At 55.7% G+C, this 15536-nt stretch carries 16 protein-coding genes; 3 read left to right on the top strand and 13 right to left on the bottom strand.

Annotated elements, in window-relative coordinates; translation table 11 throughout:
• The first annotated feature begins 126 nt into the window (after positions 1 to 126).
• Positions 127 to 345 carry a protein SlyX gene (locus AC3ITF_RS01800; RefSeq protein ID WP_003023639.1) on the top strand — a complete coding sequence of 73 codons (219 nt, stop codon included), beginning with the start codon at positions 127 to 129 and terminating at the stop codon, positions 343 to 345.
• A gap of 113 nt (positions 346 to 458) precedes the next feature.
• Here AC3ITF_RS01800 and slyD read toward each other — a convergent pair whose 3' ends face one another.
• From slyD to kefG, 4 genes are all read right to left on the bottom strand, one after another.
• On the bottom strand, positions 459 to 1070 hold the full coding sequence (gene slyD, locus AC3ITF_RS01795; RefSeq protein ID WP_181490904.1) for a peptidylprolyl isomerase: 612 nt from the start codon (positions 1068 to 1070) through the stop codon (positions 459 to 461).
• A 94-nt stretch (positions 1071 to 1164) separates the two neighbouring features.
• Positions 1165 to 1365, bottom strand: a complete 201-nt coding sequence (locus AC3ITF_RS01790; RefSeq protein ID WP_005121675.1) for a YheV family putative zinc ribbon protein — start codon at positions 1363 to 1365, stop codon at positions 1165 to 1167.
• 9 nt (positions 1366 to 1374) lie between these two features.
• Positions 1375 to 3180 (bottom strand): glutathione-regulated potassium-efflux system protein KefB, encoded by a 1806-nt coding sequence (gene kefB / locus AC3ITF_RS01785; RefSeq protein ID WP_135911301.1) that lies wholly within the window; start codon positions 3178 to 3180, stop codon positions 1375 to 1377.
• Entirely contained in the window at positions 3180 to 3731 is a 552-nt protein-coding gene (gene kefG, locus AC3ITF_RS01780) for a glutathione-regulated potassium-efflux system ancillary protein KefG (protein ID WP_135912833.1), read from the bottom strand. Before kefG ends, kefB begins: the two co-directional genes overlap by 1 nt.
• A 131-nt stretch (positions 3732 to 3862) precedes the next feature.
• On the opposite strand from kefG, the gene AC3ITF_RS01775 reads away from it, so the two are divergent.
• Together AC3ITF_RS01775 and AC3ITF_RS01770 are read left to right on the top strand one after the other, a co-directional pair.
• On the top strand, positions 3863 to 5767 hold the full coding sequence (locus tag AC3ITF_RS01775; RefSeq protein ID WP_115257332.1) for an ABC transporter ATP-binding protein: 1905 nt from the start codon (positions 3863 to 3865) through the stop codon (positions 5765 to 5767).
• 16 nt (positions 5768 to 5783) lie between these two features.
• Positions 5784 to 6716, top strand: a complete 933-nt coding sequence (locus AC3ITF_RS01770) for a LysR family transcriptional regulator (protein ID WP_117342446.1) — start codon at positions 5784 to 5786, stop codon at positions 6714 to 6716.
• Positions 6717 to 6799: 83 nt separating this feature from the next.
• Here AC3ITF_RS01770 and mdcH read toward each other — a convergent pair whose 3' ends face one another.
• The 9 genes from mdcH to AC3ITF_RS01725 form a co-directional block, all read right to left on the bottom strand.
• Entirely contained in the window at positions 6800 to 7696 is an 897-nt protein-coding gene (mdcH, locus tag AC3ITF_RS01765) for a malonate decarboxylase subunit epsilon (protein ID WP_137362540.1), read from the bottom strand.
• Positions 7697 to 8314 (bottom strand): malonate decarboxylase holo-ACP synthase, encoded by a 618-nt coding sequence (locus tag AC3ITF_RS01760; RefSeq protein ID WP_489176098.1) that lies wholly within the window; start codon positions 8312 to 8314, stop codon positions 7697 to 7699.
• A gap of 3 nt (positions 8315 to 8317) precedes the next feature.
• Positions 8318 to 9277: an AEC family transporter gene (locus tag AC3ITF_RS01755; protein WP_115257328.1), complete on the bottom strand. Its 960-nt coding sequence runs from the start codon at positions 9275 to 9277 to the stop codon at positions 8318 to 8320.
• Between the two features lie 121 nt (positions 9278 to 9398).
• Positions 9399 to 10199, bottom strand: a complete 801-nt coding sequence (gene mdcE / locus AC3ITF_RS01750; protein ID WP_117342448.1) for a biotin-independent malonate decarboxylase subunit gamma — start codon at positions 10197 to 10199, stop codon at positions 9399 to 9401.
• Positions 10199 to 11032 carry a biotin-independent malonate decarboxylase subunit beta gene (locus AC3ITF_RS01745; RefSeq protein WP_115257326.1) on the bottom strand — a complete coding sequence of 278 codons (834 nt, stop codon included), beginning with the start codon at positions 11030 to 11032 and terminating at the stop codon, positions 10199 to 10201. The genes mdcE and AC3ITF_RS01745 overlap by 1 nt, the downstream gene beginning before the upstream one ends.
• Positions 11025 to 11324 (bottom strand): malonate decarboxylase acyl carrier protein, encoded by a 300-nt coding sequence (gene mdcC, locus AC3ITF_RS01740; protein ID WP_062775705.1) that lies wholly within the window; start codon positions 11322 to 11324, stop codon positions 11025 to 11027. The genes AC3ITF_RS01745 and mdcC overlap by 8 nt, the downstream gene beginning before the upstream one ends.
• A complete protein-coding gene (locus AC3ITF_RS01735) occupies positions 11306 to 12193 on the bottom strand; it encodes a triphosphoribosyl-dephospho-CoA synthase (protein WP_489176097.1) in 888 nt (295 codons plus the stop codon). The genes mdcC and AC3ITF_RS01735 overlap by 19 nt, the downstream gene beginning before the upstream one ends.
• Positions 12193 to 13848 (bottom strand): malonate decarboxylase subunit alpha, encoded by a 1656-nt coding sequence (gene mdcA / locus AC3ITF_RS01730; RefSeq protein WP_489176096.1) that lies wholly within the window; start codon positions 13846 to 13848, stop codon positions 12193 to 12195. Before mdcA ends, AC3ITF_RS01735 begins: the two co-directional genes overlap by 1 nt.
• Positions 13849 to 14042: 194 nt before the next feature.
• Positions 14043 to 15533: a nicotinate phosphoribosyltransferase gene (locus AC3ITF_RS01725; RefSeq protein ID WP_489176095.1), complete on the bottom strand. Its 1491-nt coding sequence runs from the start codon at positions 15531 to 15533 to the stop codon at positions 14043 to 14045.
• Positions 15534 to 15536 lie beyond the last annotated feature (3 nt).

Here is a 15536-nt window from a genome sequence, read left to right as displayed (position 1 = left end):
CACTTTTCAGACTCTTTTTGTTTAAATTAGTTTCGTTGCGAAGGAATGAGTGCTGTGCAAACAGACAAAGTTGAGTAAAATTCGCCGCAGTCCGCGATCTGCCGGAAATAACAGAAGAGGTGAATCATGCAGGATACAACGATGGAAACCCGCCTGGCTGAGCTGGAAAGTCGCCTGGCATTTCAGGAAATCACCATTGAAGAACTCAACGTGACGGTCACCGCTCACGAACTGGAAATGGCTAAACTGCGCGATCATCTGCGTCTATTGACGGAGAAGCTTAAAGCAACGCAGCCATCCCATATTGCGTCGCAGTCTGAAGAGACGCCACCACCGCATTATTAAGACGTAAAAAAAGCGGGGTTTCCCCGCTTTTTTTGTGCCGGATGACGACGTAAACGTCTTATCCGTCCTACGGTAGGCCTGATAAGCGTAGCGCCATCAGGCAATCATACCGATTAGTGGCAACCGCAGCCGCCGCCTTTGCCTTTACCGCCGCCACCGCAGCAGCCTTCGCCGCCGTGCTCATGACCATGATCGTGGTCATGGCCGTGACCGCCGCAGCAACCATCGTGACCATGTTCGTGATCGTGGTCATGGCCGTTTGCACCGTGAACGTGGCCGTGAGCCAGTTCTTCTTCGGTTGCTTCACGGATAGCGATAACTTCTACGTTGAATTTCAGATTCTGGCCAGCCAGCATGTGGTTACCGTCAACCACGACGTGGTCATCTTCCACTTCGGTAATTTCTACCGGTACTGGACCCTGGTCAGTTTCCGCCAGGAAACGCATGCCAACCTGCAGTTCGTCAACGCCCATGAAGACGTCTTTCGGCACGCGCTGCACCAGGTTTTCATCATACTGACCGTAAGCGTCGTTTGCGCCAACAGCAACATCAAATTTATCGCCAACTTCGTGACCGTCCAGCGCTGTTTCCAGGCCAGAAATCAGGGAACCGTGACCATGCAGGTAGTCCAGCGGTGCACTCACCGGAGACTCATCAACCAACACACCGTCTTCTGTACGTACCTGATAGGCCAGGCTGACCACCAGGTCCTTTGCTACTTTCATGATATCTCCTGAGCATGGAAAGAATAGTGGCGCAGATTGTAGCGGAATTCTGCACCTGTGTACCCTCTAGCTTAAAAAAAGCTGCGGCATATCGCTAGTCCGGATGAAAAATCCCTATCACTTGCTCTTCTTTGCGAACGTGCTCGCGGGCTTCTTTATCCGCTTCCCGCATCTGGTGACCACACTTAACACACTCAACAATATCGATATTATTTTCGCGCCACATCGCCAGTGAATCCTGCGCCTGGCAGGATGGGCATTTTGCACCTGCAATAAAACGTTTACGAATTGCCATGGTTATCCTCTACTCAAATTCATCCCAGCCGTCCGGCTGACGTCGCTCTCGCTGCATTTCACGCTGGAAAATCTCTTCCAGTTCGCGCCTGGCTTCTCGGGCTCGAGAGATTTGTACCGTATCTGTGTGGATAGGGATCAACTCCCGCAACATGCTCATGTCCAGCCGACGAAAATGCAGCTGGGCACGCTGCGCCTGATGCGGGTGCATCCCCAATGACACCAGCGTTTTTCGCCCCAACTCCAGTGCGCTGGAGAAGGTTTCGCGGGAAAACTGTGTCACACCAGCCTGTATTAACTCATGCGCCTCTACACGTCCGCGCGCGCGCGCAAGAATATGCAAATGTGGAAAATGCTGTTGGCACAATTCCACTAACTTCATCGTATCTTCGGGTTCGTTACAGGTAATGACGATCGATTGTGCCGCTTCTGCACCAGCAGAACGTAACAATTCCACCTGCGTGGCATCGCCGTAATACACCTTATAACCGTATTTACGCATCAGGTTCACCGCGCTGATATCCCGCTCCAGCACGGTAATACGCATTTTGTTCGCCATCAGCAAACGCCCAATTACCTGACCAAAGCGGCCAAATCCCACCACAATCACCTGCGGCTTATCGTCTTCCACCCAGGGTTTTTCATCTTCTTCATCCGGGCCGTTAATCTGGCGGGAGAGCCATTTATCAATCAGCTTCATCAATAGCGGCGTGGTCATCATCGATAGCGTGACGGCCACCAGCAGCAGCGCCATTTGATCGCCCTGAAACAGTCGTTGCGAGGACGCGGTTGAAAACAGTACGAACGCGAACTCGCCCCCCTGGCTTAATACCCCGGCAAACTGCATCCGTTCCGAACTTCTCATGCCATTCAGGCGCGCCAGCACATACAGTACCAGCGCTTTAACCACCACCAGCACAATAACGCTTACCGCCACCCACAGGATATGGGTATACAGCACGCCAAGATTGAGCGACATCCCCACAGAAATAAAGAACAGCCCCAACAGCAGCCCCTTGAAGGGATCGATAGCCGTTTCCAGCTCGTGTCGGTATTCGCTTTCCGCCAGCAACACGCCGGCGATAAACGTCCCCAGCGCCATCGACAGCCCCAGCGCGTCCATGAATAAAGCAGAACCGAGCACCAACAACAGCGTGGCGGCAGTAAACACTTCCCGCACGCCGGAATCCGCAATAAAGCGGAAAACGGGGCGCAGCAAATAGCGTCCACCAATCAACATGCCAGCAAAAGCCAGCACCTTCATGCCCACTTTGATCCAGTCAAAATGCTCATCGGCAGAGCCCGCCAATAACGGCACCAGCGCCAATGCCGGGATCACCGCCAGATCCTGAAACAGCAGTACCGAAAAGCCCAGCTGTCCGGATTCGCTGCGGTTCATCCCCTTTTCTCGCATCAACTGGAGCGCCATCGCAGTGGACGACATCGCCAGACCAATCCCCCCCACCACGGCTGCTTGCCAGGAGAAGTGGGTCAGCATCAGCAGCCCGGCCAAAATCACCGCGCTGAGCATCACCTGCGCGGCTCCGACGCCAAAGATAGAGCGCCGCAGTTGCCACAGTTTGGCCGGGTTAAGCTCCAGCCCAATAATGAACATCAGAAAGACCACGCCCAGCTCGGCGAAATGGAGAATTTCATCCACATCGCTGATGAATCCTAATCCCCACGGCCCAATCGCCATCCCTGCCAGCAAATACCCTAACACCGGGCCGATACCCAGTTTTGACGCCAGCGGCACCGCCGCTACCGCCGCGAAGAGGAACAGCACTCCCGCAGTCAATAAATCAGAACCTTCCATCAGCGGCCTCCCGCAGGGATTGGATTTGCCAGCCATTCACCATACGCTTTGGCATGGCTGTCCAGTTCCTGCTTCGTTTGCCGTCTGGCCCAGTAAACGATGATGGGGCTCATCCAGTGCATTCGACACATACCGGCTGTCAGCTCAAAGGGGCGCAGCACATCGCTCATTGGATAGCGGTTCAGCGCGTCATAACGGTACGCACTTTCGGGTTCACCGGTGGTGATGACGCTCCGCCAGTACTTTCCCGCCAGCTGATTTCCTCCCAGCCCACTGGCAAACCCACGACTCAGCACACGGTCAAACCACTCTTTGAGCAGCGCTGGACAGCTATAGGTATACAGCGGATGCTGAAAAACAATCACATCATGGTCACGCAGCAGCGCCTGCTCATGCGGGATGTCGATAAAAAAATCAGGATAGTGCGCATAAAGATCGTGCACGGTAACGTTACTGAGCTGCATGGCCGGTTTAAGCAGCACCCGGTTCGCGACCGAGTCCTGAGATTCCGGATGGGCATACAGCAGCAAAACTTTCGCTGGCTGGAACATCATCCCCCTCCCGGTTATGTCTTTGTCTATTTTCGGCGTTTTGGGCTACCATTGCGCCTCGGTGCGGCAAACCGCCCACACATTACATTATCATAATGATAAATTAACATAGTCTGAACATACGGCGCCTTATGATTGTTTTCTCCTCGTTACAAATTCGTCGCGGCGTGCGCGTCCTGCTGGAAAATGCCACGGCCACCATTAATCCAGGTCAGAAAGTGGGCCTGGTGGGTAAGAATGGCTGCGGTAAATCTACCCTGCTGGCATTGCTGAAAAATGAAATCAGCGCCGACGCTGGCGGGTTTACATACCCAGGTAACTGGCAGCTCGCCTGGGTAAATCAGGAAACGCCCGCGCTTGCTCAGCCTGCGCTGGAATACGTCATTGACGGCGACCGCGAGTATCGTCAACTGGAAGCACAGTTGAACGAGGCCAACGAACGTAACGACGGGCATGCGATTGCCACCGTGCACGGCAAACTGGACGCCATCGACGCCTGGACCGTGCGCTCGCGTGCCGCCAGCCTGCTGCACGGCCTCGGTTTTTCTAACGAACAACTTGAACGCCCGGTCAGCGATTTCTCCGGTGGCTGGCGTATGCGTCTTAACCTGGCTCAGGCGCTGATTTGCCGTTCTGACTTGCTGCTGCTTGATGAACCGACCAACCACCTCGATCTCGACGCCGTAATCTGGCTGGAAAGATGGCTGAAAAGCTATCAGGGTACGCTGATCCTGATCTCCCACGACCGTGACTTCCTCGATCCGGTGGTGGATAAGATTATTCATATCGAACAGCAAACCCTGTTCGAGTACACCGGGAACTACAGCGCGTTTGAAGTACAGCGTTCCACTCGCCTCGCACAGCAACAGGCGATGTACGAAAGCCAGCAGGAGCGCGTGGCGCATCTGCAAAGCTATATCGACCGCTTCCGGGCGCAGGCCACCAAAGCCAAACAGGCGCAGAGCCGTATCAAGATGCTGGAACGCATGGAGCTGATTGCCCCAGCCCATGTTGATAACCCGTTCCACTTCAGCTTCCGCATACCCGAAAGCCTGCCTAACCCACTGCTGAAAATGGAGAAGGTCAGCGCAGGTTATGGCGAGAACATTATTCTCGACTCCATCAAGCTGAACCTGGTGCCAGGGTCACGCATCGGCCTGTTAGGCCGTAACGGCGCGGGTAAATCCACACTGATTAAACTGTTGGCAGGAGAACTGGCACCTATTAGCGGTGAAATCGGTCTGGCGAAAGGTATTAAGCTCGGTTACTTCGCCCAGCATCAGCTGGAGTTTTTACGCGCGGATGAATCGCCCATTCAGCATCTGGCCCGCATGGCGCCACAGGAGTTAGAACAGAAGCTGCGTGATTACCTCGGCGGCTTCGGCTTCCAGGGCGATAAAGTCACCGAACAGACCGCTCGCTTCTCGGGGGGTGAAAAGGCACGACTGGTACTGGCGCTTATCGTTTGGCAGCGTCCGAACCTGCTGCTGCTCGATGAACCGACTAACCACCTGGATCTCGACATGCGCCAGGCACTGACCGAAGCGTTGATCGATTTTGAAGGCGCACTGGTGGTGGTGTCGCACGACCGTCATCTGATTCGCTCCACCACCGACGATCTCTATCTGGTTCATGATAAAAAAGTTGAGCCGTTCGACGGTGATCTGGAAGATTATCAACAGTGGCTGAGCGACGTACAAAAGCAGGAAAGTCAGAGCGATGAACCGGCAAAAGAGAGCGTCAACAGCGCCCAGGCACGTAAAGACCAGAAGCGCCGTGAAGCCGAACTGCGCACCCTGACCCAGCCGCTGCGTAAAGAGATTACCCGTCTCGAAAAAGAGATGGAGAAGCTGCAGGCACAGCTGGCACAAGCGGAAGAAAAACTCGGTGACAGCGAGCTGTACGACCAAAGCCGCAAGGCCGAACTGACCGCATGTTTACAACAGCAAGCCAGCGCTAAATCGGGGCTGGAAGAGTGTGAAATGGCCTGGCTGGACGCGCAAGAGCAACTTGAGCAGATGCTGCAGAACGACTAACCACAAAAGGCGGACGATGAACTTATCAATCACCGACGATATTACCTTCCGTAAACTGACCATCTTCATGACCTTTATGGAGAAGGGCAACATCGCCCGTACCGCCGAGGCGCTGGATATCAGCGGCGTGAGCGTGCATCGGGCGCTGCATACGCTGGAGGAGAACGTTCGTTGTCCGCTGTTTGTACACAAAGGGCGTAACCTGATTGCGCAACCGGCTGCGTGGACGCTGCTGGAGTACTGTCAGGAAGTGACCCAGTTAATGGAGCGTGGGCTGGAAGAGACGCGCAAAACGGCGGGCGTCGGTCAGGGCCGTCTGCGTGTCGGCACGCTCTACTCGTTAACGCTGGAAACAGTGCCACGCCTGATTATGGGTATGAAGCTACGTCGTCCGGATCTGGAAATGGATCTGACTATGGGATCAAACGAAGCCCTGCTGAATATGCTGGAGAGCGGTACCCTGGATGCGATTCTGATCTCGATCTCTGAAAGCGAGATCGACCGTAACAGTCTGGAAGTGTTGCCGCTGTTCCACGATGACATCTACCTTGCTGCACCGATCACGGCAGCGCTGGATCCCAGCAAAACAGCGGATCTTCGCAATTATCGCAATGAGAAGTTCGTCTCGTTGGCGGAAGGCTTTGCCACCTATGCGGGCTTCCAGGAAGCGTTTCATGTCGCCGGGTTTGAGCCTTCAATCGTCACTCGCGTGAACGATATTTTCTCGATGCTCAGTCTGGTGCAGGCAGGGGTTGGATTCTGTTTGATGCCAGGGCGAATGAAGAAGATGTATGAGAATACCGTGAAGCTGCAAAAGCTGTCCGAGCCCTATCAAATGCAGCAGCTTATCGCGATTGTCTTTGCCCGCAACCGCGAGCGCGACCCGAGTTTGCTGGCGTTAGCTGCCGAAGGGCGGATGTATGCGCGGAGTTTGAAGAGCGGAGCCTGATTGCCGGATGGCAACGCTAACGCGTTTTATCCGGCCTACCGATTTTGTAGGCCCGATAAGCGCAGCACCATCAGGCAATACCACTATGCACGCAGCCGTTTCGCCAAATGTACAGCAACATCCACGCCGCTGCGTTCCAGCGAAATTGACTCCCCTTCCCACGCCGCCTGACGCGTCAGGCAGGTCAGCACACCGCCGGGTGGCATTTCAATCGCCAGCCGGGCTTCACGCTCATTGGCGGAGACAACCGCCTCCTGCCAGCGCACGGTGCGCGCCATATTCATCGCCAAATCGTCAGCAATGCGCTCCGGCTGCCACAGCACGCGTCCAGTGCTGCCGCTGAGATAAGCGTAGCGAGGACGAGAAAGTGTCACCTGGCTAAACGCCTCTGCCAATTTTTGCGCAGGTTCTGCCAGGAGTTCGCAGTGTGACGGTACGCTAACCGCCAGACGATGTGCTTTGCTCGCCCCTTTCTCCAACGCCCGTTTTGCCACTCCAGCCATTGCCTCATCAGTCCCGGCAATCACAATCTGCGTTTCGGCATTGAGGTTGGCGATATACGTTCCGCTACCCGCCACCAGCGATTCCACCTGCGATAACGTCAGCCCCATGATCGCCGTCAGGCCGTAGCCATGTGGATAGGCCTGCTCCATCAAATCACCGCGCAACGCCACCAATTTAAGCGCGTCGGTAAAGTCGAGCGCCCCGGCCACCACCGCTGCCGGATATGCACCAATCGACAGCCCGCTCACAATGTCTGGTGAAACGCCGCGACGTTCCAGCTCGCGCGCCCAGGCAACCCCGGCAATCAACAGCGCTAACTGTACCGCTCGGGTGTGTTGCAATGCGTCAGGGGAATCCAGCGTATCCGCTTCTGCACCCAGCACTTCACGTGCCAGCGCCAATTCCGTTCCCGGCAGGTTATGCAGCATCTCTGGATGCTGGGTTCCCTGTCCCGGAAAGGTGAACAGAATTTTCATTTACTCCTCCCTGCTCCACGGGTCGCTCACCAACCGCGGCCCCTGTGATGTTTTTAACAGTGCCCTGCCGTCGCGCAGCCATTCGTTTAGGGCAAACGCGCCATACGGCGTTTCTACCTGAGTGTCCGCGCGGCACAGGCCGTCCGTGAGCTGTTGCTGCCATTTTTCCAGCACCTCGCGTGATAGCGCCTGCGGGGCACGGATCAGCAAATCCAAATCGCTACTGGCATGAATCACCGGGATCCCGGTCGCCAGCGCATAACCGGTGCTGCCGGTAATACCCCATGTCCACTGCCACGCTTGCTGTGACAGCAACAAAGCCACCTGAACCGGTGGCTGAGAGATAAACGGTGAACGCAGCATCGCCTGCGGGCCAACCAGCGACTCCGGGGTACAGACGCGGGTGACGGCATCAGGGTTAACCCAACCCGCCGCCCGCTGATCGCGCTTCATGCCGCGCACACCGACGGGGATACGCCCCACCTCGTCAACATCACGCCGCACAACCACCGGCAGGCCGGTATGCCAAACGTCATCCACCCAGGATTCCGTGGTCCCTTCCAGCGCGTCACGCGCATTCAGCCAGATAAGATCGTGTGGGCGTAATGTTGAGGTCATGATTTACATTCCTGAAGTCAGCGAGATAAACAGCGGCAGCGACAGGATACACAGGACTGAGCTCAACAGCAGCACGGCTTCTGCATCCGGTGACTGCACGCCAAAGCGGTTACCGAACACCACACCGAAGAAACCGGCAGACAGCGCAATCATCAGAATAGCGGTAATGGCTACGGAGCCATGCAGACCGAAGATAAGCACGATGCCCCAGGCAATTGCAGGCTGAATCAGCAGCTTGGTAATAGTCGACGTAATGACCACGGTATTGATCTGCAGTTTACGGGCAGACAAGATAACCCCGGTCAGGAACAGCGCGGCGGCGGTTGCAGACAGGCCCAGCGGTTTAATGGCCGCCAGTACCAGTTCCGGCATTTTGATGCCGATCGCCGAGAGAATAACCCCCAACAGCGGGCCCATCACGATAGGTTTCTTGATAGAGCGCCACATCAATACCGGCAGCATTGACAGTGTGGAGCCGGTATTTCCACCTGCTGCCAGCGCTTTTTCACGCTCCAGAATCAGCAGGCAGAACGGCGTCATCAGCACGGAACCGCAGGCAATAGACACGGCAACCGAAAGTGACGTTGATGACGCTTCACCGAGCACGCTACCAAGAATCGGCAAGCCAAGCGCCGCGTAGTTTGGCAGCGCGACGGTCAACGTCAGCACGGCGGCATCCTGCGGAGATTTTTTGAAGACTTTGGTCGCCATAAAGTAGATGACAGCATAGGTAATCCACATTGCCAACGTCAGCACCACAATCAGCGGCGACTGCGCAACAATACCGGCCCATGGGGTTTGTACCGTCGCGCTAAACAGCGCAGCGGGTAATGCAAAGTCCATCACGAAGATATTGAGCAGGGAGACGTTTTTGTTGTCCACCATTTTGGCCTTCCCGGCCCAGAATCCTAGTAGCATGATGACGAAAATCGGAGCAAGAGCATGAACAATTACGTAAGTCATATTTCACCTGTAATTTAAAAAGTTAGCACTGTCGCGATGATTATAATTTTTCAGATGCAGCGGCCCGCATGAGCGCACGAAAGCGCCCACGGAGCCTTATATCTGGCAGGTCTCTTTTTACTTACCAGCTTGCTCGCATACGTTCGCGTACGAGGGCAGAGCTGCGGCGATTGTCAGCGCCCAGACGGCTTTTCAGCGTTGGATCCTGACGAGCGTCATTGATGGCCTGCTGCAGGGTGTTTTTAACCTGCGTCAGATCGTTTGCAGATGGCGCATCTGGGTTGCTGATATCCAGCAGATTTTCCAGCAGCCCCAGCGTGGCGTAGTTGCTGATGTCGTACGCCATTGGCGGAATGGTTGCCGCCAGTTTTTCCAGCGCCTCAACGGAACGCAGCGTGATACGCGCGGCAGATTCTTTACCCATCGCATGAATCAGCACACCTTTGTCGTTGAACGCAATCAGACGGTTTGCCTGGTAACCGTGTGCCAGGAAGGCACCGGACATGGCTTTACCGACAATCAGGCCAATGACCGGGTGGCCCGCCAGACGCGCATTGGCATACGCCGCCGCAGCACCGGCCAGCGCCTGGTGAATACCGAAGCCTTCTTCACGACGGCCGTATGCCTGGCTTGGCACATCAATCACCGCCACAATCGGACGTTTCACCGCGTTATTGGCGTCGGCTGCGATGGTTTCGCTCACCACTTTCGCCAGTGTCCATCCTTCCAGCAGACCGACTTCACCGCCAGCAGCACGTGGGTAATGGTTATTGGCATCCGGAACAACGGCAATAAAGCGCACCGTTTCACCGTTCAGTTCACCATCAGCGGCCTGTACGGACGGGCACAGCCCGGCAATACGTTTAGCGTTCGGTACGAGGGTTTCCAGCCATAATTCGCCACGGCTTATTGAGTTACTCATCATTTCACCTCCCGGGCGAAAAGCGCATGAATCTGTTCGGTATCGGCCTGTTTACGGGTGTCGAAATTCGTTAAACGGTCGAGATACCAGTCGTAGTTATCGGTGCGGTGTTTTGCCGGTACGCCTTTTGCCAGCGCGTCGTTCATTGCCGCTTTCACGGCGTTCACGCCATCGCCGACCAGCGCTTCCACCAGCCCGCTTTGGTAGCGAATTTCACCACCGGTCATGCTCCAGATAAACGGACGGTCACGGGAGTCATACTCTTCAATCCCCGCTTCCTGCTCGATAACCTGCGGGCCATTTAGCCCCAGACGCGCTTCACGGGTCACAATCAGGTAGCTACACAGTGCCGCAGCGATAGACATCCCGCCAAAGCAGCCCACGGTACCGGCGACAATGCCGACTACCGGGGTGTAACGACGCAGGTCAACAATCGCCGCATGAATATCGGCAATCGCCGCCAGGCCAAGGTTGGCCTCCTGCAAACGCACGCCACCGGTTTCCAGGCTCAGGACAGCCTGAGTTGGGATGCCGTTGCGGTTATCTTCCGCCGCCAACTCCAGCGCCGCTGCCATTTTGGCACCGGACACTTCACCCATGCTGCCACCCTGGAATGCGCCTTCAATCGCCACCACCACTGCCGGTTTGCCGTTGATGGTGCCTTTAGCAACGACCATGCCGTCATCCGACTGCGGAACGATGCCCTGCGCGCCAAGCCAAGGCGACATCACGCCATCAAACGGGTCGAGCAGTTCGCGGTAGCTGCCTTCATCAAGCAGCGCGTGGGCACGCTGACGTGCTTTTAATTCGATAAAACTGCTGTCATCACGCATGGCTCACCTCTTCAAATACCTGTTCGATACGAATACGTGCAACACCTGGGGTTGCGCCAAAGTCGTGGATCGTCAGTTTTCCTGCAGGCAGGCTGCTGACCGTTTGCAGACGGTTCAACAACGCTTCCCAGCGACTACGGCTGTTATCGACAGAAGTGGTGATATCAATGGTTAACGTCTGGCTCTGGTCGGCGGTGAATAACACCTCCATATCCCCGGAGCCCACGACGCCTGCCAGCGCTTTACCGCTTAAGGTGCGGCTTGCCGGTACGGTTAACGTAATGTGTTCCATAACATCCTCTTAATACTTCGTGTATAGGGCGAATCGATGCGGTCGATGAACAAGGTGGCGGCGAGTAAATCTGCTGCCCCGCCCGGCGAGGCGTTCAGCGCCAGCATATGGCTATCGAGTTCGGCCAATGCCGCCTGACCTGCTGGATGAGCGCTGCCGCCAGCATTCAGCACCGCACGGGCGCCGTCCTGCATGGCATCCAGCCCTTCCATGCCTGCGCGAGACAGCACGCAGGTATCGGTCAGCGAGGTCATGATCGCCATCAGCGCGTCGAGCCTGGCGTGCGTTTCACTGCTGCCGTTAAACCGGCTTAAACGCAGTTGCGGCAGCGCACGTTGCATCACATGCGGAAAAGCCTGCTGTGCCTCTTCACGTGCACCCGGCACCTGATAACGGTGCGTCGCACGCAGCCCTTTGCTGAACACTTTGGGTGCGGCGGCATCCGGCAGTTTTGCCAGCTCGGCGGCAGTCGCCGCGACCTGCTGTGCACTCGCGGTGCCACCGTGCATTGCCACCGCGCTCACCAACAATCCCAGTGCCCAAATCGCGCCACGGTGGGTGTTCACACCGTCCGTGGCCGCCATCATCTGTTGCTCGCCTTCGCGACCGAGTCGCCCTATGGTTTGTCTGAGCGCAATATCCGCTGGACGCTGCCAGCTTTGTTGCGCTAACGACTGAAATGTAGAGGTCAGGCTGTGCGCAGAGCGCTCCATTAACGCAAGCGACAAGTCGTGATGCGCGCCATTCCCCCGACTGTCCACCAGACCGGGTTTCGGGCTGAGTCGCGCTTCGTCAATCAGACACTGCGTGGCGGTTCGCGCCAGCCATTCGGCACCGCCTTCAACCTGAATCGGGGACAGAAGTTTCATTACCAGCTCCGGAATTTCGCAGGTGGGTTGTAAAGACCGCCAGACCATTCAACGAGATCGGACACGCTACCGGCGGCCAGCAGAGAACGGGTCGCGTCGGTACGACGAATGCCCATATCTTCTGGATACACCACCTTGCCACTCTGACGCAGCTCAGCGACGCGTTTCGCATCAACGCCCAGACCGATGTCGGTGATCCCGGCAACCGCAGCCACCATCGCCCGGCGCTCTTCAAGATCTTTTGCACGGTAGAGGTAAGCGATCCCTTCTTCGGTCAGAACGTGTGTAACGTCATCGCCATAAATCATCACCGGTGCCAGCGGCATCCCGGAGGTTTTGGCGACTTCAACCGCATCAAGTTTCTCGACGAAGGTCGGTTTCACACCGGCCTGGAAGGTTTCAACCATCTGAACAACCAGTTTTTTACCGCGCAGCATTGGGTCAGGTTCGGTAATCATATTCAGCCATGCAGGTGTTGCATGACGACGGCCGTGCGGGTCATGGCCCATATTTGGTGCGCCGCCGAAACCAGACAGGCGTCCACGGGTGACCGTTGAGGAGTTGGCATAGCCATCAACCTGCAAAGTGGAACCGATAAACATATCGACCGCGTACTGACCCGCCAACTGACAGAAAGCACGGTTAGAACGCATTGAACCATCGGCACCGGTGAAGAACACATCTGGGCGGGCACGGATGTACTCTTCCATCCCTAATTCACCGCCGAAGCAGTGCACGCTTTCAACCCAGCCGCTTTCGATAGCAGGAATCAGCGTTGGATGTGGGTTCAGCGTCCAGTGTTTACAGATTTTGCCTTTCAGACCCAGCTGTTCGCCGTAGGTCGGCAACAGCAGCTCGATTGCCGCAGTGTTAAAGCCGATACCGTGGTTGAGCGACTGGACCTGGTGCTCTGCGTAGATACCTTTAATGGCCATCATCGCCATCAGGATATGTTCTTGTTTGATCAGGCGCGGGTCACGGGTGAACAGCGGTTCAATGAAGAACGGCTTATCGGCGACGACCACGTAATCAATCCATGAGCCCGGAATATCAACGCGCGGCAGGTCGCATTCATCGTCGACCAGTTCGTTAACCTGCGCGATGACGATACCGTCATGGAATGCGGCGGCTTCAACCAGCGCCGGGGTATCTTCGGTACTCGCCCCGGTGTAGAGGTTACCTTTGCGGTCGGCTTTAAAACCGGCAATCAGCGCCACGTTTGGTGACAGGTCAACATACAGACGGGAGTAAAGTTCGATGTAGGTGTGGATGGCGCCAATTTCCAGCTGACCATCTTCCAGTAGCTGCGAAATACGCAGGCTTTGGGTACCGGAGAAAGAGAAGTCCAGCTTGCGAGCGATACCTTTTTCGAAGATATCCAGATGCTCGCTGCGTCCGACGCTGGGCATAATCATGTGCAGGTCGTGCACTTTTTGCGGGTTAACTTCAGCCAGCATGCGAGATAAGAAATCTGCCTGCTTTTGGTTATTCCCTTCTAATACCACGCGGTCACCCGGCGCGATAAGTAATTCCAGCATCGCGGTCAGGTCTGCGGTCGGCAGAACCTTGCCCTGCACCGGAACGGAAGCCAGACGCCGCTGTTTTTCTGTGCGGCGGGTGTTCCAGACTCGAGCTGGCGTTTGCCCAGATAACATTATTAACCTCCTGATTCAGCGAATCATTTTTGATTGCTTAACACTGGAATGAGTGTGCGCTCTGGTGAGAAAGTCATCAATTAAGCGTAGGCGTGAATCATTAGCTTGAGAGTAATAATTGAAGTAACGATTTGTGATGAGGATCAATTTAAGCGGGGTAAGTAAAGCGGGTATCGCTACCCGCTTGCAGGAAATTATTTTTGCGCCGCCAGGCGCTGGCGGATATCGTCGAAATGTTGACGGTGATAAAGCTTACCGTCGAGGAAGCGGGTTTTCAGCTCGCCTTCCTGCTCCTGTTGCCAACGTTGTTCATCATGCAGTCGTAACTCGCCCTGCTCATCACGTGCAACGCGCAGCAGCCCGCGGGCAGAGCGTTTCAGACCATTGTCGGTTTTCGGCTCCTTAAAGATGGTCCGGCCTTTACCGTTCACTTCTCCCCAGGTCGCTTTCATCGCAAAGCCAAAGGTATCTCGCGTGTTGTACTGATAGGTAAACGATCCCACCCCGAACACCACGTTTGAGCTGGCAAAGCCTTTAGCCTCGAGGCGACGCAAGATTTCATTCGCCCGCTCCAGCGTAATGGAGTCGCCATAAATCAGCCCTACATGCGGGTCGAGCACCTTATACCCTTTGGCGTTTACCGTACCGCCAAAAATCTCCCACAGCACCTCCACGGAACCTTTTTCCTCTGGCGTACGTTCGGCACGGTTATCGTCATCTAACCCAGTGCCACACAGAATATCGACCGGGTTACCGCTGTCCGGGCGGAACACCACCCGCCCCTCACGCGCCAGAATGATGTGCTTCAGTTCCCGGGTATACTCCGTCAGCACCTGCCAGTAGTCCCAGGTATCGGAGACTATCGACACAAATCCCTGCGGGTACAGATCGGCAATCAGACGACGGAAGGTTTCGATCTCGTGTTCGCGCTCGCCCATGCACATCACGCTGTGCTCGGTGGCTGGAATGCTGGCGCCGATGAAATACGCCTCGCCGTCGGTGTAGTAATCACGGGCATACAGCAGCGACGGAATACTGTCAGTGCCTTTAAAGCTCAGCAGATGCCCGCCGCCCGCCTGCATGGTGTCCTGCAATCCTGACATACCGCGAAACGAAAAGTCATGGCACTGGAAGTCAAGGTGCGTCATATCGCTACAGGTTTTTTCTGCCCAATGCGCACAGATTTTGCGGTAGTGGTGTGCGATGGTGGCATTGGTTGACGCTTTCCACAGCTCCGCCGACAGTACCGTCTCGAGGTAATTCACCAGCCAGAAAAACTCAGGTTGAGTATTGATGATGGTTAATACCGGCACCGCCATCGGGACTTTGCTGCCTTCATCCAGTGCTTTAATGTGCAACGGCAGATAGCCCAGTTGGTGCAGCGCACGAATGTGATCAACCGGCACGGCATCTTTTCCCAGATACCCGTCCATCACCTGCTTGTATTCACTGACCACCTCTTCCTGCGGTCGGGCAAAGAACGCCTCGTTAAACAAATCAACCAAAAACCACTGCAAAAAGCCCTGCAGACCGAAGAACACCAGCTTGCCATCCGGCAACGGCGACGAGAAAAAGCGATCGCTGCGCGGGGTAAAGTTGGAATAGACCCGGCTGGTGCCCTGCGGATACTGCACGCGGTGAGACACTTTGTAGCCATCAATAGCCAAGATTGGATTCATTTTCATAAC

The organism is Citrobacter sp. KH_055_1, from assembly GCF_057838705.1.
The sequence above is the reverse complement of the archived record's forward strand: the minus strand, read 5'-3'. Positions and strand labels throughout refer to the sequence as shown.